The following is a 23,533-nucleotide window of genomic DNA, read 5'->3' on the forward strand; positions in this document are numbered from 1 at the left end:
AAATTTTATACAATTTTGCTCTTTTGATGAGATTGAATATCATAAATCCTAATTTTTCTGTATGGATAAATGCATCTGCTGGTACAGGCAAAACAAAAATCTTAATAGATAGAGTATTAAGACTTTTATTAGAAAATAAGAGAAATATTCTTTGCTTAACACTTACTAATGCTGCAGCGAATGAAATGGCGAACCGCATTCACACTATACTCAGTAAATGGGCAATGTGCTCAAATAGCGAATTAATTACACATTTGGAACAACTAGGTCTTTCCTTATTGCTACCTAAGTGTCACCACTCACCATCCCATTCTTTGATGTTATCCCAGTATTCAACACTAAGATCTAAAAAAAGTGAAGTACTTAATCGTTATGTAATTCAAGCAAGAAAGCTTTTTTCTGAATTGGAAAATCTGGGCTTAACTATACAGACCATACATGCTTTTTGTTACAAATTGATCTCTAGCTCTCCTATGGAGGCTGGTATCGCTCCAAATTATATGCTGAGTGAGTGCAAAGAATTACATTCCATAGTGTTTGAAAAAACACTTCACAATGAGGCCGTGCAAGATAGTATAAACTCTATTGCAGTGGAAATTGATGAGAATAGACTACGTGATTTGCTTTACACTTTATGTGTAAGAAGGCCATTGTTATCAACTGATTTGGAATATATCAAAGGTAAGCTGAACGTTCTAGATGAAATTCATGATTCAAGGAATGAGATAATTGAGTATGTAAAAAGATTGGTCGAAATATTAAGTAAGGGCAGTAAAAGAGATCGAAGTTATAGTGTGATACTTTCTAATTGGTGTAACGGCATAAAACTATCTACTATTCAAGTAGCTGACACTGAGATACAGAAAAAAAGTATAGATTTCGGAGTTATACACTGGGATGATTGTAAAATAGAAAACCTAGCTAAGATTTTTTTAAAATCAGAGTCGTATGAAAAAAAAAGTATATCATCTATAATAACAAAGGGTACCTCAGAGAAATTCAGAGATGCAGAATGGATAGTAGAGAATATTCAGAATATAGTATTCACTTATATAAGTAATGTTAACTCTTACAAAATATTCAAGAGAACTAGCAACTTACTCAATATATTTAAAGTATACACTAACTTGTATAACAGTGAAAAAGCAAAAAATGCATTGCTCGACTACAATGATATAATTGATTTAGCAACAAACCTTCTGAGCGATCCAGAGTATAAAAATTGGGCATTGTTTAGCCTAGATCAAAAAATAGATCACATTCTTGTTGATGAAGCGCAAGATAATAGTATTGGTCAATGGGAAATTATAACAAATCTCTGTGATGAATTTTTTACTGGTGGTAAGGAAAAACGAACCTTATTTGTTGTTGGCGACATAAAACAATCTATTTATAGATTTCAAGGAGCAAATCCTCATCTGTTCAACTATATGCAACAATACTTCCATGCAAAAACTGGTGACAGAGACTGGATATCATGCCAACTTAAAAAATCATTTCGCTCAGCTCCAGAAATTTTAGTCTTTGTAGATAGAATATTTAACAACTTTCGTGAGGAGGTATCTTTTATTAATAGTGAAATAAAACATATTCCGCATAGAAAAAATGATCAAGGGTACATTGAAATTTGGCCGTTATTACCAAGATGTAAGGAGGAAGAACAACAGGCCTTACAAATCCACTTAACAGATAAGAAAGATCATGTGATATCAGACCGACTACTTGCTCAAACAATAGCTTATAAAATTCATAATTGGTTAAGCAGAAGGCGGATTTTAGTTGCTAAAGATCGCCATATAGAACCAAGAGACATTATGATCCTAGTTCGACAAAGAAATGTGTTAGTTGATTATATAATAAATGAGCTTAGAAAAGTAAACGTGCCGGTTGTAGGACGGGACTATTTTAGGATTATGGACTACATAGTTGTGCAGGATTTAGTAGCTTTAGCTGAATTTTTACTTCTTCCTACAAATGATTTGGCTCTTGCAAATGTTTTAAAATCACCGCTATTTGACTTTACTGAAGATGATTTATTTAATATTGCATATAATCGTAAAGGACAGTCGTTATGGGAAAGACTTCGTGATTATTGCGGGGTTATCTATAGCGAATTAAGTTATCTAATCAATTTATCTCGTACAGAATCGCCTCTTACGTTGTTTACGCATGTAATGCGTACAGGTAAGAAAAAATTTGCTGCAAGGCTTGGTCTCGAGTACTTTGAGGTTCTGGACGAGTTCATAAACCTTGTGTTACAATTTGAAAACCCGTCTCTTCAAGCATTTATTCAGTGGATTAAGGAGAATAACCCGGAAATTAAAAATGATATGCAATCAAAGCGCAATGCTGTGCGAATAATGACAATCCACAAGTCAAAAGGTCTCCAGGCTCCTATAGTGTTCTTGGTTGATACAAACACAGTACCAAGAAATAATGAAAATATTATTTTCGATGCAATGGAAGCACCATTTTGGTGTGGAAAGAATAGCAACGTTTATTGCGATCGAGTAAAGAGAGAGAGGAGAGTGGAAGACTATGATGAATATCTGCGTTTGCTATATGTAGCACTTACACGTGCTGAAGATGAATTATATATTTTAGGTAAAGAGCCAGTGCAAAAAGGTTCTTGGTATGATCTGATTACTAAGCGTCAAGAGTTATATGAAAAGAAACAAGCTTGGTTACAGCCGATATTTAAAAAAAAAATTGAAGTATTATGCATAAATGCAAACTATCCTTACGCTTATAAAAAACTAGATTATTTTGATGACTCAGTGATTTCGCTTCCGTCAACACTGGCGATATCATTTCAAGAATCTAGAAAAAAAGAAGGAGAATTAGTGTCAACTATTTACTCTCCTTCCCTGTTTCAGCGTGTGACACTGGAATCCAAAGAAAAAGAAGCTCGGATCCCAGTGGTAGCTACTTGGAATGATAGAGGAAAGAGCATTGGGATGACAGACGGTTGTACAAGAGGCTTAATAATTCACAGTATGTTGCAGTATATGCCTAAGATAGAGAAAGATAGAAGAAAGAATTGGATTAAGAAGTACCTTGATAATATAAGCACTAGAGAAAAAAAAGATGAGATCTACAGTAAAATATTAGCCTTTAATAAAAAATATGATTACCTATTTGACTTAGAAGGTAAATCGGAGATTATGCTGAGTGGAATGATCGATGGTAAACCAGTACTAGCACGATTGGATAGGTTGTGCATAACGCAGGATAAAGCAATCATAATTGATTACAAATTACACCGTAACATTTCTGCTTCTTCATTAAATGAAATAAAAAAGCAAATGTTGACCTACAAAACCCTAGTACAAGAGGTATATCCGAATAAGCAAATAGAGTGTATGGTTATTTGGATAGAAGATTTAACCCTGCAATCTGATTTTTGATGAAACTTGAAATGCTATTTACCAATTAATATACATGCATTTCCTTTTTTTGAGAGTTTATAGTATCAAGCTTAAGGTTGTTATCCTCTATGTTATACTAAATATAATATATAACCTTATAAAAAGGGTGTATAAAAATGGCTTTTTTTAATTAAACGTTCTTTTAGACACAAAATAAATCAAAAAGAAGGACTGTATAAAAATACATTTATAGATATGTTGACATTTGAACACTATATAATAATAGCACAAGGACATTTAGCTAATCAAAAGAGTGCACATTTTATAATCTATTTACACAAGATAAATAGTTTAACGTATTGTACTAGTGTTTTGAAGGTCTTTCATTATTAGACAATACTTTTTACTTATGTGTAAGGTAACACGAAAATTTTTTTACTTAGGCTTTCTATACTTAATACTTACTTTAAATAATTAAGTAATTTTTCCAGTTATTGATCATAGGTAGGTTCTTTATTTTCTTTCTTATAAAACGAGCGAAGGCTTATTTCGAACAAAAGATGATAGAGGTATAGACGTATTGTTGACTATTAGGATTTTATAGTTCTTTCTAGAATTAGCATTAAAAATTTTATTTAAATTACTAAAGTTTTTTATAATGCTCTTTTCTGTATGCTGAATACAAAATATGCTTTAGAACTGTATAATCAAGCAGTAATTGTTCATCATCTAGGTTAATTTTCTCTCTTAGGAGTTTTCTATATTATCTTTTGTAATTTTTCACTATTAATAAATTATTTGCTATATATCTTTTACAGTAATAAATAAGATTATTGAATAAAATAATAAATAAGTTTCTTTGTTATTTTAAGATATCGATAAAAACTTGACTTATGTACTTTACATTCCTAGAATCTTTGTTTTAGTCTTACTCATAATGTCAATAACAGTATTAAGTATACTACAAATAATATTGGTTGTCATTTTAGCAACCTTAGTGCTTTCGCGTCCTCCTGGGAGTAGTTCATTAAGTGGTTTTAATAACTCACAACATGGACTCAATTTAATGGTTTCAGTAAAACATTCAGCAAATCTGCTTAGCAAAATAACGGCTATAGTTGTTGGGCTATTTATAGCAAACACATTATTGTTGTCAGGATTGTGTTCAAAAAATGTACACAAAAAGTCGATTGTAGAGAAAATTATATCGGAAAAGAAACAAGAAAATGAATCTACTTCCGTTCCTTTTGAAGATTAATGAAAGAAGCTAAATTTATCTTTGTGACAGGTGGGGTTGTTTCATCCATTGGCAAGGGTTTAGTTTCTTCAAGTATAGGTGCGCTTCTTCAAGCTTATGGTTTTAAGGTATGTATTAGAAAGCTTGATCCATATTTGAATATTGATCCTGGAACAATGAGTCCAACTCAGCATGGGGAGGTGTTCGTTACCGAAGATGGTGCTGAAACTGATTTAGATCTTGGGCATTATGAACGTTTTACTGGAATTAAAGCAACTAAAGACGACAATATAACAACTGGTAAAGTATATCACGAGTTGCTGAAGAAAGAGAGGCGTGGTGATTATTTAGGTAAAACTGTACAAGTTATTCCTCATGTAATAGATTTGATTAAATCATTTATTTTTAATGGTACGGAGGACTTAGATTTTGTAATATGTGAAATAGGTGGAACTGTAGGCGATATTGAAAGCCAACCGTTTTTAGAAGCCATACGTCAAACCAGTTATAAGTTTGGAAAACAAAGAGTTATCCTTATTCACCTAACCTTAGTACCATATCTAACTGCAGCGCAAGAACTAAAGACAAAACCAACACAGCATTCAGTTCGAGAGTTAAATTTTGCTGGGTTACAACCAGATATTATATTATGTCGTAGTGAGAAGAAAACCTCTGATGATCAAAAAAGAAAAATAGCTAACCTTTGTAATGTCTCATTATCTAATGTAATATCTGCTCCTGACGTGAATCATATATATGAGTTGCCGGTCTTATATAATCAATCTGGGCTTGGTACACAAATTCTAGAACACTTTCATTTAAGTAAACCACAACCAAGCTTAACTGAATGGGATCAAATAGTACTTTCTATAAGAAACTCAACACAAGAAGTCACTGTATCTATAGTAGGAAAATACACTGAATTCCCTGACGCATATAAATCATTGGTTGAAGCATTGAATCATGGTGCAATTAGTAACAAAGTCAAAGTAAAGATAAATTGGGTTAACTCGAGGGAAAAAAGTAAAGAACCTATTGATGAAAAATTTATAGGAGAAAAGCTACAAAACTCTCATTCAATCCTTGTGCCAGGAGGGTTTGGTGACGATGGAGTAGAGGGTAAAATATCAGCAATAAGTTACGCCCGTAGGCATAATATCCCATTTTTTGGAATATGTCTTGGTATGCAGCTTGCAGTTATTGAATTTGCTCGCAATGTCATTAAGCTTGAGGATGTACACTCTGAAGAATTTTGTACCTGTAAGCACCCAATTATTAAGCTAGCTGGTGATAAGGGCGTTGATATTGGTGGAACTATGAGACTTGGAGCGTATAAATGTAATATAAGAGCAAATTCTAAAATGGCAGATGTATATGGTAATACCACTATCTCCGAAAGGCATAGGCACAGATATATAGTTAATTTGGATTATAAAGATGATTTAGAAAAAAATGGGCTAACATGCAGCTGTATATCAGAAGATGGAACATGCATAGAAGCAGTAGTGTTAGATAATCACCCATGGTTTACTGGTGTACAATTCCACCCAGAATTTCAATCAAAGCCTTTTTCTCCTCACCCTCTTTTTGTATCCTTTATTAAAGCAGCAGTCAATAAAATTAAAAGAAAGAAGACTAAAAGAGAAAATGTTTAAATATCGATACATGGAGCTTGCCGTAGAGCAAGCAAAAATTGCTCAGAAAAATGACGAAATTCCTATAGGAGCTGTAATAGTCAGTGGAAGCAATATAGTTTCTTTTGCACACAATATATACAATGATCCAACTGCGCATGCAGAAATGTTAGCAATCAGACAAGCATGTAAATTGCTTTCAACACCAATACTTTGTGATGTCGATATGTATGTGACATTGGAACCGTGTCCGATGTGTGCTCAAGCCATCTCTTTTGCAAGAGTTAGAAGGGTATACTTTGGAGCTTATAATCCTAAAGGTGGAGGAATTGAGAATGGTGCTAAAATATTTCAATTTTGCAGCCATGTACCTGAAGTTTACGGTGGGATATTAGAAACAGAATGCTCTTTTTTGTTAAGGGATTTTTTTGAAAAGTTAAGGACTTAGTTTAGGTTACCAATTATCATTAAATTTTTCTGTCACTTCAACGCACTGGTTAAAATCAATTGATGAGTGTTCTCAATTTTATAATTTTCAATTTCGCGACCCTGTTAACTTAGCAACGGTAACAACGTTTATACCATTAGCAAGTGGTATTGCTACTTCAGTTTTTCCTTTCTCTATACCGATTTCTATATCTTCCTTTATTGTTTTTTCTATATTCTTTTAAAAGAGCAACAGTGCTCTACTAGCTTGTTAATTGTTTTGCTTCATTTTAAGGGAATTTAGGTAATTCAATAGATATAAATTGAAAATCTTGTAAGCTGTACTTATTAGTTTTATTATCTCAGAAAATAAAACACAGCTCGAGGTTCAATAAAGAAGACCTCTTAAAATAAGCTGTGGCAGCGTAATATTGAGTGCGTTTTTAAAGCTTTTATTATGAGTAAGCTATATTTCTGACCATAAATCTGTTATCAACAAAACCTTGATATCAGTATACCTTAAAATATCGTTCAAAAGATGAACAAGGACATTTTTTTTCTCTGTAACAAAGACTTTTTTGAACTTCAGACCCAGTTTTGGATCGAGGAATTTTGAAAAGGTTACACTAAACCAGTTTAAAAAGTACTATCAATAATATGATACTTTCTATAAACATTTAATCACATTTTTTAACTTGCAATTTTGAATTAACTTATAACGTGTATAGTTTATATCAGAATTTTACCAGTCGCATTTTTTATCCTGCGGTTTTATTTGTAATATTGCCACTAAACCGACTAATAAACAGAAAACTATATAAAGCCCAGCTGCAAAGTTTACTTGAGGAAATGTTATAGTAAACCAAGTGCATATCATAGGAGTAAATCCACCATGAAAAGCAAAAGAGATATTGCGTGATAAACTCACTCCACTGAATCTAACATTGGTAGGAAAAAGTTCAGATGCAACTATTCCTATAGGGCTTATACCTTTTTCTACTGCAGAAAGAACCATTATACTAAGCATAATTATGAGATAACTTTTATAGCAGTACGCAATAGATAATATAGGGCAACATAGTACCATTGTAATCACTATAAACAAAATCGCAGTGCGTTCTTTGCCTATTCTGTCGGCTAACATTCCAAGCGCTATTGCGAATATTGGCATTAGTATACTGGTTATAATCAACATAATCTCATTGACGTATGTTGTTACATATGTTTTAACTGATGCTGTCTCTTTTGCAAGAGTTCGGAGAAATATGGTAAATCCAACAATAACATTAACTGGTACTGATATTAAAACAGCAAGTATAAGACCTCTCTTATAGTGTTTTATAAGCTCTATTATTGGTAAATTTGGTAGATTTTTTTGCTTTTGATCCTTTTCATACTCTAAAGTTTCTTCCAATGTATATATACTACATGTGCTGATTAACCCTAAAATGGCTGAGAAAGTGAACGGCAGTCTCCAACCCCAAGTGTTAAAATCAGTGTTTTTCTTGCAGATGATTACTATCATTACAGAAAGCAAGATGCCAATAGAGCGACCTAAACTTGTTATTCCACAAAACGCCCCTAGCTTTTTCTTATCAGGTAAGTGCTCTATTAGATAAACAGAACTGCCTCCTTGTTCAGCACCGAACGCAATTCCTTGTGTTACATGGATTGCAAGAAGCAATATAGTAGAAGTTATACCTATTTGATTATAACTTGGAATAAATGCAATGAGGCTAGATGGAATCGATATTAACAAGATGGCAATCATTAATGCCATTTTCCTTCCGTACCTATCACCAATATGACCGAATGCAGATGCGCCAAGTGGTCTTACCATCGCACCCAAACCTGCAATTCCAAATAATTGGAGTATGTTGTAGTAAACATCCTTTGCAGAACAAAACTCCCTGCTGATTATATTAACCAGATCAATAAAGAGCATATGATCATACCATATTGTGACTTTGCAGAGTATTGTTGCTAACAACGTTTTTGTTTGCTGATTATACACTAAATTCAACTTATAAATATTTGCCTATTCCATTGTGGCTGTTTTTTAGAATTTAGTAAAGCTACAACCTTAGGTTGTGGAATTAACTTTTTATTATAGTATGTAATAATTGAGGTTATTAAAAATTTAGTAGTAAGGTTAAGAGATGAGCCAATTGTAAAAAATCAGTATTATGAAGCATAGTTTCTAACAACCTCAACATCACTGAATTCAAGAGCTTGACCATTTATGATTTGGAATCTTTCGTGTCCTTTTCCTGCGATCAACAGGATCATGCCTTTATTGTAAGAAATATCTATACCTTTTTCTATAGCTTCTTTCCTATCTTCTACCTCTACTGCATCAGGACAATGTAGCAAAATATCACGACGAATTTCTGTTGGATTTTCATCACGTGGATTATCATTTGTGATTATAACTTTCTCTGCATACGTTTGTGCTATTTTACCCATTTCTGCACGTTTTGCCTGATCGCGATTACCACCACAACCAAAAACTAGAACTATTTTTTTATTGAAGTGCCATTTTAAAGACAATATCGCTTGTTTAAGTGCACTTGGAGTGTGTGCGTAGTCCACAAACACAAAAGGTTTTACCTTTTCCATTCTTCCCGGTGGAGAAATAAGCTTATCTATACACATTTTTTTGTAATCCAACCCAGACGAGATAGCTATACCGATTGCACACATTAAATTGCATGCTTGAAATTGTCCAAAAACTGGAAAAAACACGTTATAAACCTCATTACTGATTCTAATCGTTAGGTATTGGCCATTTAGTGCTGGTACTTGCTTTATTAAAGTAATGTTAGAGCTTTTTTTCCCATAAGTTATAACTTTGTTGCCACGTTTTTTAGCTATCTTAAGTAATGCATAGTACTTATCTGTATTTGCATTTAAAATTACTGTTTTTTCTTTTGATAGTACCTCATGAAATAACCTTTTCTTAGCCTTAAAATATTTGCTGATGTTCTGATGATAATCTAAATGATCTTGTGAGAGATTTGTAAAAGCCGCAGCGGTTAACTCAAGTCCATGAATTCTGTACTGATCAATTCCATGACTTGAAGCCTCTAATGCTAAATACTCTATACCTTTACTATTTATACCACATAGTGGTGCATAAAAGTCATCTGCATCTGGAGTGGTAAGGCTATTATGATTAGCTTTCCTTTCATTATTAGTATACATTCCAAGTGTTCCAATAGACGCCGCATTATAGCCAGCATTTTGCCAGATCTGACAGCAAAACTCTACCACTGAAGTTTTGCCATTCGTGCCTGTTACAGCAGCAACATATTTAGGCTGTTTGAATTGATAAAATCTGCTAACTATTTTGCTATATATTTCTTGAGGATTTGGGTGAAGAATATAAACTCGAGAGTCATGTACCATAAAATTTGCTATTATAGCTGAAGTTTTTATATCACTTATACACTTTTCATGTTCCTTTGATATACAAACAAAAAGGTAGCCTTCTTTGACTCTCTTAGGGTTACACGTGACACCTTTGATTTCAATATCAAAAGTAACATCAATAATGTTATACAGTAACTCCCTCAGTTTCATGCCTTACTTCATCAGCTTAAAAAGCTAAACATGGCAGCCTAGCTAGTGCGGCATCTAAGTCAGAGATTAGATCTTCAGGATCTTCTAGTCCACAAAATATCCGCACGAAACTTCCATCATAATCCAAATGCATTATAGATCTTGGCATAGATGTACGATTTATTGGTAACATTAAACTATCGCACCCTCCCCAAGAAGCACCAATACTAAAAATTTTCATATGATCAACCATGTAACTGAGCTCTTCACATAAATACTCTCTATCTAGTACTATGCTAAATACGCTACTTGCTCCTTTGAAGTAATTTTTCCACAACTCGTGCTGAGGATGAGAAGGAAGCGCTGGATATAAAACCTTTTTCACTTTTGGATGCTTCTCTAACCATTTTGCTACTTTCATGGCTGTGCTTTGATGCCTTTTTATGCGTATATGCAATGTTCTAAGTCCCCTGTGTGCAAGGTAACAATCGTGCGACTGAACGGTGACTCCATAATTCTTATAGCTTTCATAAAGTAATTTAAAAATTTCACCTTCTGCAACAACGGCTCCCATCAATAAATCTGAGTGACCGGCTATATACTTTGTAAGTGCGTATAGAGCAACATCAATCCCATAATCAAGGGGTTTAAATAACAAGGGAGTAGCCCATGAATTGTCACAAACGGTTATGATTTTATGTTCCTTAGCAATTTTTACTATATGCTCTACATCCGAAATCTCAAACGTCACAGAACCTGGAGTTTCAATCATTATCAATGAAGTATTATTCCTAATCAAACTGGTTATACTCTGCGTTGGATCATAAAAAGTTACTTTTACTCCTCTTTTTGGTAGCTCACTTTCAACAAATCTTCTAACTCGGTAATAACTATTATCTTGAACCAGAATATGCGAGCCTGCCTTAGCAAAAGTCAGAATAGCAAAAGCAAGCACAAACAACCCAGAAGGGTAGATCAATGCTTGTCCCCTACCTTCAACTTCAGCAAGCGCATTTGAAAGATAATGAACAGTGGGAGTACCAACATTACTATAACTATAATCCCTTAACACACCATCGTTGATTACATCATATATGCTCTTTCCGTTTGCTGCATTTAAGTAGTCCTTGTAAGTAGGAAATAATATAGTAGAAGAATGATAAATTGGAGGGTTCATAGAACCTTTATAGTCATTGAATTTTCTTCCTGCTTTAATCAATAAAGATTCTTCTTTCATACTTTTGCTATTTGTTTTTAACATTGTATTCGCTTTGCGTATAGAAATGAAGAGAAATTGCATGTATTAGCTCTATTTCGCTTTTTAGTAATCCATAAATCAATCTGTGTCTTTTTAAAGCGTTCATTCCGATAAAGCTATTAGATATCAATATTAGCCTGATGTGTGAAGGTAATGCTGAAGATGAAGCAAAATAATGATCTGCATGTTCTATAGACTCATCAATAATATCAATATCAATTATATCTATTGAATTTCTTATTTTTTCTTTTATCACTTTAATGATACTCATATTGTTGTTGAAATGTTGAACCTCATGTAAAACTATTTAATAAAAATTAGAACCTTTCGTATAAAAAAGACAAATTGCTATAGCAAGAACATCAGCAGCATGGTGACACTTTATATTTAAGTTGTCAACCACCTATCTCACTATAAATATAATCTGATCTTTATTAGTGTGGCCATTTCAGTAATACTTTTTTACATAATTTACGTCATATTCATTTATGATCAGCTCTGTCATTTCTAACACTAAAATTATGATTTCTCTTGCATATTGTAAAATTAGCGAAGATTTTTAGATTTTTATTAACAAAAATTCTCTCCACTGAGCTTCATTTGGAGAATATAAAGAAATTAACTTTTTAATTATTCAAAAACTATATGCAGGTGTGTTTACCTACGCTGAGCTTCTGTTGGTGATGTAATGTTACTACCCAAAATTCAATACTACTTTTTTTACTTAAATTAATAATAATCATCTAGTCTTTATTTATCCGTGATCAAGATCTATTATTTTAACTATTCAATAAACGCTTAACCAATATACAAACACAAACACAAATATCCAGACTATATCTACAAAATGCCAGTACCAAGAAGCAAATTCAAAGCATAAATGGTCCTGAGGTGTAAATTGATCTTTCTGCGCTCTAAATAAACACACTAATAAGAATATTATTCCTATTATAACGTGCACACAGTGAAATCCAGTAATCATATAAAAATTGGATACATAGATTAGCTTTTCTCCTGTTTCTTGTAGAGAAAAACTTGCCTCATGATACTCTATTGCTTGCACTATTGTAAAAAATACCCCAAGCAATATAGTTATAGACAACATTTTAACCATATTCTCTTTATCATTTTTAAGTAAAAAGTGATGTGCCGAGGTGATTGTTGTACTAGAAAGTAATAATACTAATGTATTCATGAACGGTAATGACCACGGATTAAGAGGTAAAATTCCTTTAGGAGGCCATTTAACTTTATCTGTGGGAGAAAATCCTTCAAACAAAAAAACTGGATCAAGCCAGGCTTTAAAGAATGAACAAAAGAACGACACAAAAAACATGACTTCTGAAAGGATAAATAAATACATTGCAATCTTGAGTCCATGTTTTACAATTGCAGTATGGCATTTATCGTAAATAGCTTCTTTTATTACGTCCTTCCACCAATAAAACAACACTCCTGATATAGTAGAGATTCCTAAAACTAAACCAAATATTCCAGAAATTTGTTTATGGAACGTGCTAACTAATCCAAGCACAAGAATAAGAATTGCTGCTGATATAGCAATTGGCCAAGGACTTGGATCCACTAAATGAAAATCATGTTCTTTACTTCTCATACCATCTTCAAGAATAGATATTAAGCATACAAATTAACTTAAAATTGTCAACGTTGCTTAAGAAATTGATTAAATTTTAGGAAATTGCATGTGTATTGTTAATAATCTAATTCATATTGTATACTTATTTTAAATAGCTCAAGCATTCTGTTTCTTTCATTCTTACTAAATTTTTATAATACCCACCAACAATATTTCCTAAAGTGATACATCCGTCTATCCTCTTCATATCTATTATTTTCTTAAATCTACTTTCTATATTATCAATGATAATCTTGCATATAAATCTGTAAGACTACAAAACTATTATAGTTTCACAAATATCTCTTATATATTGATCCTTGTGTCACTTTGGTAATAGAACTTAAAATTTTCCATGTTTAGAATACTTTAAAATACTGCTCATTAATTTAATATTAAAAAGTTAACTAACAGCAATTCTTGGTTATATTATTAGGCATATAAAAATACTAAAAAAACTAGGGTTTTGATATGAATAATTCTATGCTAGGTTAGCATTAATAAGTTGTGCTACAACCATTATTTCGTTCTAAAACTCTATTTCAAGCTGCAGCCTATTACAAAAGATTCTAACATGTTTTTTCGTTCATCATTATTGTATTTTTTTTATACAGACAGACTGTTCGTGATCTTAATCATATTATCTCGTATTATCGATTATGTTATTTATTATATCAGTGCTAAAAAAGTCTATATCCATTTCTGATATTTGTTGTTAGTAGTAGTGTTACCTTTCACAATATGGCAAAATAACTCTTTAATGTATAAAGAAGCATGAGCAAGGTGCTGCTCAACTTTCAGTAACAGAATTATGATATGTAATATGCATAAGGAAGCTAATAAAAGCTACTAAGCAAGACCATGACTTTTCATAGTTATCAGATAAGTTACAACTTGTGAGCAAAAGTACTACCAACTATATAAGTTGGCCTATTTATTATCTCAATGTATCAACTTTAGTTACAATAGTTAATAAAGCACGAGTGCAATGATTTAACTATATATAAAAAAAACTGCTGGTAGTAGGATTTGAATTTTTTATAGTCTAACGCGTTGTTTGCTAACTCAATCTTGAAAAGGATGTTCTTTTCCATCGATAGAATTTGATGATTCTTTTATAGCTATGTCATATAATCCTTCCTTTGTTTTGTTATGCACTTCATTGCCTCATAAATGAAAATTGCTGTTAGTATAGCATTATTATTATAAAAGTGCTAATTATACTAAGCTAGTATAGTATATCAATGTTAAGTTAAATCAAAAACTTTGGTAGTCTAAAGAAATCTTTTTATTGCTTTCTATATTAAATTCTTTATGAAGAGCACTAGACAAATTTGTGTCTTCCCAAGAAAATCTACCATCTTTTCCTGATTTTTTACCGAAGTGTCCATAATAGGATGTACGTTTATATATAGGACGGTTAAGGGATAAATGTTTAATGATACCTTTAGTCGATAAATCTATATTACTTTCAATAAACTTTTTAATCCTTTTTTCGTCCACCATATTTGTACCAAATGTATCAATGTAGAATGAAGTAGGTTTTGATATACCAATTGCATAAGAAAGCTGCACAAGACAACGCTCAGCTAAACCTGCAAAAACAATATTTTTAGCAAGATATCTTGCCATATAAGCTGCAGATCTATCAACTTTTGTTGCATCTTTTCCGGAAAACGCTCCTCCACCATGTGGGATATGCCCTCCATAAGTATCAACCATAATTTTTCGTCCGGTTAATCCACAATCGCCAGCAGGTCCACCAACAACGAACCTACCAGTTGGATTGACTAGGAGATTCTCCTCAGGGCACATCCACCCTTTAGGTAAAGACGAAACTATGTAAGGGTAAATTGTTTTTCTTACTTTTAACTGATCCAGGTCTTCTGGATGTTGTATTGAAACAACAATACTTTCAGCACGCACTGGAAGATTGTTCTCATACACTAAGGTGACCTGCGATTTTGCATCTGGCCCAAGTTTTTCTTTTCTAACCGCATTCATGATGTTTTTCAGAATTGAATGCGCATAAAAAATGGGTGCCGGCATAAGGCTCTCTGTCTCTGTTGTTGCATAGCCATACATTATGCCCTGATCCCCAGCGCCTTGATCCACTCCTGCTGCAATATCATTTGATTGTTTATGTAACAATATATTTACTTCCACCTTTCTCCAGTGGAAACCATCGTGCTCGTAACCAATATTTTTTATTGTATTCCTTACGATATTTTCAATTCTACCATTTTCAATATTAGGTCCAAATACCTCTCCCGCTATAATAACATTACCTTTGGTAACTAAAGTTTCTATTGCAGTTCGTGAGTGGGGGTCAGAGAAAAGGTATTCGTCAAGTATTGCATCTGAAATTTGATCTGCCACTTTATCTGGATGACCAGCTGCAACTGATTCACTAGTTATTAAGTTTTTATGTAAACTCATTCTTTAGTTTTTTATTTATACAATAAGAGTTATTATAGAAAATATAGTTAGTAATTGCTAGACGAATGGACCTTATGGTACAAAAGCTATTTCTCATGGCCTTGCTTACTAATTTGATAAACTAGACTATATAGGATGCGTTTTTTACCGCCTTCTATTCAGTTAAGGTATCTACTGTGTTGAGAGTTAACAGAAAAATTAATCTAAACTTACAGAATAAAGTTTAATTAAGTCAATAAAAGATTTTTTATTGTCACTAGCTCCAATCAAACTCTACTAAATGAGAGGTTAAAACTTAGATGATCTTTTCTAGTTTGTGAGCGATACCTTAGTAAAGTCAAAAAAATACATTAACCAATAGGCTAATGTTTATACTATAAAATACTGATAAGGCTAATACTTTTCATGTGGCTGTTATAAATGGTTATTGAGATATTATAGAAATTTTTCTAGATGAGAGTATTATAGTGCATATGTAAATGTTTCTAACTTTTCTAAGCTTTCTGTGCGTTAAGAAGTAGGTATTACTATACTTATATTAGTATAAATCATTATACACCGCTGTATTACGCTTCCTGTTATGATGAATTGGAGGTTATAAGATTCTCTTTGTGGAGGAGGATAAATGCTTATGTTGCGTTTAGCATTGATGGATCTGAGGCTTTATACATATTACCGCTTTAAATGGAGATAAGAATGTCATAGTAGAATTTCTCCTCAATCAAAAGGATCAAATGTGTTAATGATACTGATAAAGAGAGTTTGAACATCTTTGTATTTCACTTGCTCAAGGGAAATATTTAAAAGTTGTAAAACTCTTTATTAGAAAAGGAGCAAATATTAATATTACCAGAGAAATAGGTTTACACTATTATACTTTGCTACTCAAGAAGATCACTCGACACTGTCAGAAAGAGTTATTCAAGTGATGCGGTATTACTTTCTCCTTATAAAAAGCTATATCATACTATTAACACATTTTAAGAAAAAGCAACAAGAAAGGTTTTTATGTAGCATTTTTAATGCAGATATAAAATAAGTTCTCTAATTTACTTTTTTTAAAGGAGCATGGAGCTAAAATGTATAGTGAACATACAGTAATTACACGTAGCTTATTTCAAACTTTATTATCACAAGGCAGCAAATTGCTTCTAAAAAACTTAGAAACCTTAACTAAAATTCATAAGCGTATCGCCACAGGGTAAATGAACATCGAAAAAGTGAGAGAAACTTTCGCTTTGAGTAAGTTACTTAATAACTTTGAAAAACAGATAGACTTTAACGAACAGTTTACATCTGAGCCTAATTCAGGCTTAGTTATAAGATACCCAGTGAGCATCAAGCTATAAACTGAAACTAAAAGTAATTTTGCTATTCACTTAGTACAAGTAATCACATTGTTCCTATTTATAATAGGACTGGTAATAAACTTGCTTATTTTAATAGTAATTCAGTATCCATCTTTAGATTTGAAAGTACCGGTCAATTTATGGAAATTATAGAAAATGAGTAAAATCTGCTAACTTTGAAATAGGGGGCAAAGGCTTACTTTGTCGAACACTTTGGTGTTAATAAAGTTAATAGTAAATCATTCAGTGAAGATAGGTAAATTTCAGCAAACAAGATTAAGGTAAAGTGTTAATTTCTAGGAGAATAAGATAAGGAGCTTGGTCTGGTTATCTAGAGTATTGTTATACAATTTTAATACTAGAGAATATCTTTGTGACTTGGAAAATAGAGAGAATATAGGAGAGTAATGTAAGAATAAGATCAATTTTTTTTGAAGGCTTGAAACGCAAGCTTGAAGAAGCAGAGCAGACACATAGAAACAATTTTTATTGGGAAAGCCGGTTTGAAAGAAGCAATTAATTTTATAGCAACAAGCTCATTGCTGATTTTTTTACTGGTCTAATCCGATTAGGAAGCTAATTGTCTAAGAAAGCAGATGATAAACATGAGACTCATCTAAATGATCTAACAGTGGACAGCCAAGTTCCTAATATTTTTTGTCACACTGTTTTTATTTAATACTTCTTACTGGTGAATATATCATACTGTTGTCACTTTAAATCTGCAAAATTATTCTAACTTCTAGTTTTGATTAGAAGAAAATAAAAAAACAGGGAAATCGGGTAAACCAGGCTTTATATAGTGATATATCAGTCGCAGGCTTTGTTGTGTAGCGAGTAGTAGCAAAAGAGAAGAAAAAAAGGAAATTTGAAAGGAAGCGATTATTCTTTTGAAAAATGAATATTTTGAGAAGTAAAAGTTATTATTGTAGCAGGTTTTGAGCTATAGCAAACTAATTATAGAGAAAAGTTCAGAGAAAAAAGATTGGTGGGCCTGGGGAGAGTTGAACTTCCGACCTCACGCTTATCAGACGTGTGCTCTAACCAGCTGAGCTACAGACCCCTGATTTACTCAAGCTGAAACTTGCACATTATTCGCAGGCAAAATGTCAATAAAAGTTTTTTTATTCATTGATTTTCTAAATTTAACCCAGCCTTCCACTTTAGCAAAAATCGTATGATCTTTACCCATACCAACATTTTTTCCAGGGTGAAATTTTGTTCCCCTTTGACGGACAATTATATTACCAGGAGTAACTTTCCCGTTTTTTTTTATTCCTAACCTACGACCTGCAGAATTTCTACCATTACAGGAACTACCACCTGATTTTTTGGTTGCCATATCCTACCTCTTACCCTTGAAGTTAATTTCATTAATGCAAAGAACAGTCACATGCTGTCTATGGCCAGTTTTTCTACGGTAATTTTTTCTTCTCTTCTTTTTAAAAATTATGACCTTTTCTTCTTTACGTTGTTCAAGTACTTTAGCTTTAACAGTGGCATTAAGTGAATAAGATAAATCGTTATCTGAAAGATAAATTACTTTACCGACCTCTACCTCCTTTCCTTCCTCAGCCTCTAATTTTTCTATTTTTATCACACTACCCTTTTTTACTAAGTACTGCTTTCCGCCTGTTTCAATCACTGCAAACATATCAAATATACACTTTTACTGTTAATTTTGATTGTAATCGTAAAGGATGTCATATATGCTGTCAAGACAAATGATTCTACCTAAGTTACATTAAACGCCTCCAGTAAATATACGAATGTACCATAAGCTACAGCAATTCCATGAGCTCTTAGTGTTATGTCTCACGTCACAATATAATCTTGTCATACTTTCATTATTTTCAGCGTCAACATTCATGTTATGTGTTGGTAACATTTTTGCTATGTAATTTGCTTTCCTTAATCAACCAAGTATAGCGGAGTGTTGTTATTTTTATCTTTAATGTTGATATTAGGTATCTTTATTTAATAAGACATTGTGCTACATCTAATTATCTTTTATCTTCAGCATCAACAACATAATTAAATCATTAAATCTACTCAAGAATTTTTTCTTTCCATATCTTTTAATATGCGCCAATTATCTTACAATTGCTACTTTTAACAAGCAAATGTAATGACGTATATTTTTGTTCATTGTAGGTATAATATACCTCACATTGTATTATAATTTATCAATTTTTTAATTACCATTAAAATCTTTCCCTATTTTTTTTATCTTTCTTTTGCACCTTATCCCTATTGCCACTTCTAGCATTACCTATATCCAGGAACTTACCTTCTATGTTTATCTTTATAAACTAAATTTTCTCTCCTTGATTCTTTCTACTTAATATTACTCTCAGTCTCCTTACTTCATATTGTGTTAAATCCCACTGGATCAAAATCAATGCTTGTAGCAATAATAAAATTCTTTATTTCACATTGAACTTTTTACTACTCTTGCTTTTTTAAACAAGCAATAAAATATTTTACTAAGCTAAATTTACCATTTTTTGTTAATAATCTACTTATATAGATTCTTGCATTTCTATTTTATGTGTACTTGATTTGTATAAATCTCCATGCTGTTTCTTTGTCTATCCTATTTGACTTGTTTCTTTTACACTGCAAAACAACATCATCAAGACCTGAAATTAGCTCAAATTCTGTGTAGCAAGGACGTTTTTTACCCCATAACACGTAGAAAATGACACCTAAATACAACTCTTGATAGGTAATACCAAGAGGTAAAGACAACGGTTTATGTCCCAGGTAGAGTAATTTTTAGATATCTCCAACCTTGTATAATTTTGTCAATAATATCAATAAATAGTGAAAAAAGTAATCAACCTATAAGTTCCAATATACAGATATCAGAGCATAGATTTAAAAGTATTACAAGATATGTTGTTAATATAAGTAATTAATTACTTAATCTTTCACTTAAAATCAAATTCACAACATTAGGGTTAGCTTTTCCTTTAGTAAGTTTCATAACTTCGCCAACAAAAAATCCGTATAATTTTATCTTACCGCTTTTGTATTCTTGAACTTTATCTTGGTTGTCATTGATGATTTTGCTGATAATTTTTGATATTTGTTCTTTATCAGCTATTTGTTTCAGGTCCTGCTCTTCTATAATAAGAGATGCAGGTTTACCAGTCTCAAACATAATATCAAAAACCTGCTTACCAAGTTTAGCGGATATTGTTTCATCAACGATAAAATCCAAAAGTTTTGATAGGGCATTTGCTTTGACTGGAGAGTTCGTAATATCAATATCTGCTTTATTCAAACGACCTAAAAGTTCTACGGTTAGCCAAGTAACTGCGAGCTTTGAATCGTGCTTTTTTGTTAACTCCTCAAAGTAATCAGCAATTGCTTTATCAGAAATAATGACGTCCGCGTCATATTCGCTGATACCCAATTCCTTGATATATCGTAGTTTTTTTTGATCTGGTAATTCTGGTAAAGATGACTTAATAGAGTCGATTTTATCCTGGCTTACTTCGATAGGCAATAAATCAGGTTCAGGGAAATACCTGTAGTCGCTTGCATCCTCTTTATTCCGCATCACTTTTGTTTTTCCTAAAGCGATATCAAACAATAAGGCATCTTGATTTACCTCTTCACCATTCTCTAAAACTTCAATTTGCCTTTGTATTTCATACTCTATAGCTTGAATAATGTAACGTATTGAATTTAAGTTTTTTACTTCACAACGAGTGCCAAATGTGCTACTACCTTTTGGGCGCACAGAAACATTTGCATCACAACGAAGTGAACCCTTTTCCATATCACCATCACATGAACCAATGTAACGCAAAATCTGCCTCAATTTTTTCATAAATTCTGCAGCTTCTATAGATGACCTAAGATCCGGCTCTGAAACGATTTCCATTAAAGGAACTCCTGCACGATTTAAATCTACGTAAGTTTTGCTTTTTTCATGGATGCTCTTTCCTGCATCTTGCTCTAAATGAATCCTTGCAATTCTTATTCCTTTTTCATTACTATCAATAAACACTATGCCGTTCTTAACTATTGGTTCAAAAAATTGAGTTATCTGGTAACCTTGTGGTAAATCAGGATAAAAATAATTTTTTCGGTCAAAGTAAGAGCACTTATTAATCTCTGCGGAAAGTGCAAGGCCGGTGCGTATCACCTGTTCTATAGAGTAGTAATTCAGTATTGGTAGTGTACCTGGCATTGCTGCATCAAATAGAGAAACTTGAGTATTGTGCTCAGTACCAAACTTAGTTGATGAACTAGAAAATAGCTTTGTCTTAGAGGAAACTTGAGCATGCACCTCAAGTCCGATTACTGCCTCCCAATTCTCTTTTGCCATGCATTTGATTTAAATAATAATTTAAATATTCTGTAAAATTAGCATAAAAAGTCAAAATAAAACTTATGATTTAAGATCATCATGTTGTAAACGGATATTACAATTTTAGGTAAAAACGCAAAAACTACTTGACAACCTCCACAGGTTTCTTTCTACTATACAATAAAGTGTTTAAGACAGTATCGTCAACACTGAAAACAGATAGTGAGTAAGGCTCCATTCACCTTTTTCTTTATTTGATAAACTTAAATACCAAACTAGATAATACTGGAACGACAAAAAATCAAACACACCTCTATTTATTCTCTTTTTTATTATCTATATCCTGATAATCAGAATCTACCACTTTTCCTTCCTCATTATTTGATGTGGATGAGCTAGTAGAGTTTTCTCCACCATGTTGTTGAGATTCTTTATACATAACTTCTCCAAGCTTCATAGATAATTGAGAGAGGTTAGTAATCTTCTGCTGTATTGAATTAGTGTCATTAACGTTACTAGATTTGCTAGCTTCCTTTAACTCATTGATCGCATTTTCAATAGCAGATTTATCGCTTGATGAAACTTTATCACCATATTCCTTCAAAGATTTTTCTGTATGATGAATTAGACTATCTGCCTGATTTTTTACTTCAATAAATTTCTTACGCTCCTCATCTTCTTGTGCTTTCTCTTCAGCTTCTCTCACCATACGACTTATTTCGTCATCAGATAGACCACCTGAAGACTGAATACGTATTTTTTGCTCTTTCCCAGTAGCTTTATCTTTTGCAGAAACGTGTACTATTCCATTCGCATCTATATCGAATGTCACCTCAATCTGAGGGATCCCACGAGGAGCAGGTGGTATTCCTTCTAAACTGAATTGGCCAAGCAACTTATTATCGGCTGCCAGTTTCCTCTCACCTTGATGTACTTTAATAGTAACAGCAGCTTGATTATCTTCTGCAGTTGAAAATATCTGAGATTTTTTAGTAGGAATTGTAGTATTACGTTCAATAAGTGGAGTAAATACTCCCCCTAAAGTTTCGATACCAAGAGAAAGTGGTGTCACATCAAGCAATAACACATCTCTTACATCACCTTGAACAATTCCTGCTTGTATTGCAGCCCCAATTGCCACAACTTCATCAGGATTTACTCCTCTATGTGGATCTTTGCCAAAGAATTCTTTAACCTTCTCAATTACTTTTGGCATACGAGTCATGCCACCAACAAGCACCACTTCACCGATTTGACTAGCAGATATACCAGCATCTTCAAGAGCTTTTTTACAAGGGATCATAGTCTTTTTAATTAAATCATTCACTAAACTTTCAAGTTTAGCCCTTGTTAACTTCATATTTAAATGTTTTGGGCCACTTGTATCAGCTGTAATAAACGGCAGATTTATTTCTGTTTCCATTGCGCTTGATAACTCAATTTTCGCTTTTTCCGCAGCTTCTTTGACCCTCTGCATAGCCATCGGATCATTTCTTAAGCTAATGCCAGTATTTCTTTTAAACTCATCCAATAAATAACTTACTACTGCATCATCAAAGTCTTCACCGCCAAGATGAGTATCACCGTTTGTTGCTTTTACCTCAAAAACCCCATCACCTATTTCGAGTATTGAAACATCAAATGTACCACCACCAAGGTCATATACTACTATTGTGTGTCCATGTTTTTTATCAAGACCATAAGCAAGTGCTGCAGCAGTAGGCTCATTAACTATCCTGAGTACATTTAACCCAGCAATTTTTCCTGCATCCTTTGTTGCTTGGCGTTGTGAGTCGTTAAAATATGCTGGCACTGTTATTACAGCATCCTTTACCTCTTCTCCAAGATAAGCTTCCGCTGCTTCTTTCATGTTTTGCAGTATAAATGCACCAATTTGACTAGGAGAGTATTCTTTATTACTAGATGTTTTAACCCATGCATCGCCATTTTTTGCTGCAAACACTTTATATGGAACATTGAGATTTTTTATCTCAGGATCACTATGTTGACGGCCTATTAATCTCTTAGTAGCAAAAAAGGTATTACTTGCATTTGTAGTTGCTTGTCTTTTTGCAGGAGCGCCAATCAATCTCTCTCCTGATGAAGTAAACGCAACTATGGATGGAGTAGTTCTTGCTCCTTCTTTATTTTCTATTACCTTCGTATCTTTACTATGCATTATCGCAACACAAGAATTTGTTGTTCCAAGATCTATACCTATTGCTCTCCCCATAATGAATACTCCCTTGTAAATATTACTTAACATAAGGATATATAAGTATGGAACTTGCCAATTACAAG

At 32.8% G+C, this 23,533-nt stretch carries 14 protein-coding genes, 1 tRNA gene and 1 pseudogene; 4 read left to right on the top strand and 12 right to left on the bottom strand.

Translation table 11 applies throughout. From position 1 onward, the window contains the following. The first annotated feature begins 26 nt into the window (after positions 1-26). The 4 genes from WOVOC_RS01745 to WOVOC_RS01760 all read left to right on the top strand — a co-directional run bounded on the left by WOVOC_RS01745 (position 27) and on the right by WOVOC_RS01760 (position 6,687). Positions 27-3,407 carry a UvrD-helicase domain-containing protein gene (locus WOVOC_RS01745; RefSeq protein WP_025264134.1) on the top strand — a complete coding sequence of 1,127 codons (3,381 nt, stop codon included), beginning with the start codon at positions 27-29 and terminating at the stop codon, positions 3,405-3,407. Between the two features lie 898 nt (positions 3,408-4,305). After that, positions 4,306-4,626: a preprotein translocase subunit SecG gene (gene secG / locus WOVOC_RS01750; protein ID WP_025264135.1), complete on the top strand. Its 321-nt coding sequence runs from the start codon at positions 4,306-4,308 to the stop codon at positions 4,624-4,626. Further along, positions 4,626-6,260, top strand: coding sequence for a CTP synthase (locus WOVOC_RS01755; protein WP_014869194.1), 1,635 nt, complete (start codon positions 4,626-4,628; stop codon positions 6,258-6,260). The genes secG and WOVOC_RS01755 overlap by 1 nt, the downstream gene beginning before the upstream one ends. Before the next feature lie 10 nt (positions 6,261-6,270). Next, complete coding sequence (locus WOVOC_RS01760; protein WP_025264136.1) at positions 6,271-6,687, top strand: nucleoside deaminase; 417 nt, start codon at positions 6,271-6,273, stop codon at positions 6,685-6,687. A gap of 720 nt (positions 6,688-7,407) precedes the next feature. Here the strand turns inward: WOVOC_RS01760 and WOVOC_RS01765 are convergent. From WOVOC_RS01765 to dnaK, 12 genes and pseudogenes are all read right to left on the bottom strand, one after another. After that, entirely contained in the window at positions 7,408-8,679 is a 1,272-nt protein-coding gene (locus tag WOVOC_RS01765; RefSeq protein ID WP_029784313.1) for an MFS transporter, read from the bottom strand. Between the two features lie 170 nt (positions 8,680-8,849). After that, a complete protein-coding gene (locus tag WOVOC_RS01770) occupies positions 8,850-10,247 on the bottom strand; it encodes a UDP-N-acetylmuramoyl-L-alanyl-D-glutamate--2,6-diaminopimelate ligase (protein ID WP_025264138.1) in 1,398 nt (465 codons plus the stop codon). A gap of 16 nt (positions 10,248-10,263) precedes the next feature. Further along, positions 10,264-11,463 (bottom strand): cystathionine beta-lyase, encoded by a 1,200-nt coding sequence (gene metC / locus WOVOC_RS01775; protein ID WP_025264139.1) that lies wholly within the window; start codon positions 11,461-11,463, stop codon positions 10,264-10,266. Between the two features lie 7 nt (positions 11,464-11,470). Beyond that, entirely contained in the window at positions 11,471-11,755 is a 285-nt protein-coding gene (locus WOVOC_RS01780; RefSeq protein ID WP_014869199.1) for a BolA/IbaG family iron-sulfur metabolism protein, read from the bottom strand. 36 nt (positions 11,756-11,791) lie between these two features. Next, positions 11,792-12,227 (bottom strand): annotated as a pseudogene (locus tag WOVOC_RS04980) (crossover junction endodeoxyribonuclease RuvC). Between the two features lie 44 nt (positions 12,228-12,271). Further along, positions 12,272-13,099: a cytochrome c oxidase subunit 3 gene (locus tag WOVOC_RS01785; protein WP_025264140.1), complete on the bottom strand. Its 828-nt coding sequence runs from the start codon at positions 13,097-13,099 to the stop codon at positions 12,272-12,274. A 1,278-nt stretch (positions 13,100-14,377) separates the two neighbouring features. After that, a complete protein-coding gene (gene metK, locus WOVOC_RS01790; RefSeq protein WP_014869201.1) occupies positions 14,378-15,559 on the bottom strand; it encodes a methionine adenosyltransferase in 1,182 nt (393 codons plus the stop codon). Positions 15,560-17,894: 2,335 nt separating this feature from the next. Next, positions 17,895-17,971: transfer RNA gene (locus WOVOC_RS01800), tRNA-Ile, on the bottom strand. A gap of 9 nt (positions 17,972-17,980) precedes the next feature. Beyond that, on the bottom strand, positions 17,981-18,250 hold the full coding sequence (rpmA, locus tag WOVOC_RS01805; protein ID WP_014869202.1) for a 50S ribosomal protein L27: 270 nt from the start codon (positions 18,248-18,250) through the stop codon (positions 17,981-17,983). A 3-nt stretch (positions 18,251-18,253) separates the two neighbouring features. After that, positions 18,254-18,562, bottom strand: a complete 309-nt coding sequence (gene rplU / locus WOVOC_RS01810) for a 50S ribosomal protein L21 (RefSeq protein ID WP_014869203.1) — start codon at positions 18,560-18,562, stop codon at positions 18,254-18,256. A gap of 1,263 nt (positions 18,563-19,825) precedes the next feature. Beyond that, on the bottom strand, positions 19,826-21,250 hold the full coding sequence (gatB, locus tag WOVOC_RS01820) for an Asp-tRNA(Asn)/Glu-tRNA(Gln) amidotransferase subunit GatB (protein ID WP_025264141.1): 1,425 nt from the start codon (positions 21,248-21,250) through the stop codon (positions 19,826-19,828). A gap of 295 nt (positions 21,251-21,545) precedes the next feature. Further along, positions 21,546-23,465, bottom strand: a complete 1,920-nt coding sequence (gene dnaK / locus WOVOC_RS01825; protein WP_025264142.1) for a molecular chaperone DnaK — start codon at positions 23,463-23,465, stop codon at positions 21,546-21,548. Positions 23,466-23,533 lie beyond the last annotated feature (68 nt).

The organism is Wolbachia endosymbiont of Onchocerca volvulus str. Cameroon, assembly GCF_000530755.1.
Taxonomy (GTDB): Bacteria; Pseudomonadota; Alphaproteobacteria; order Rickettsiales; family Anaplasmataceae; genus Wolbachia.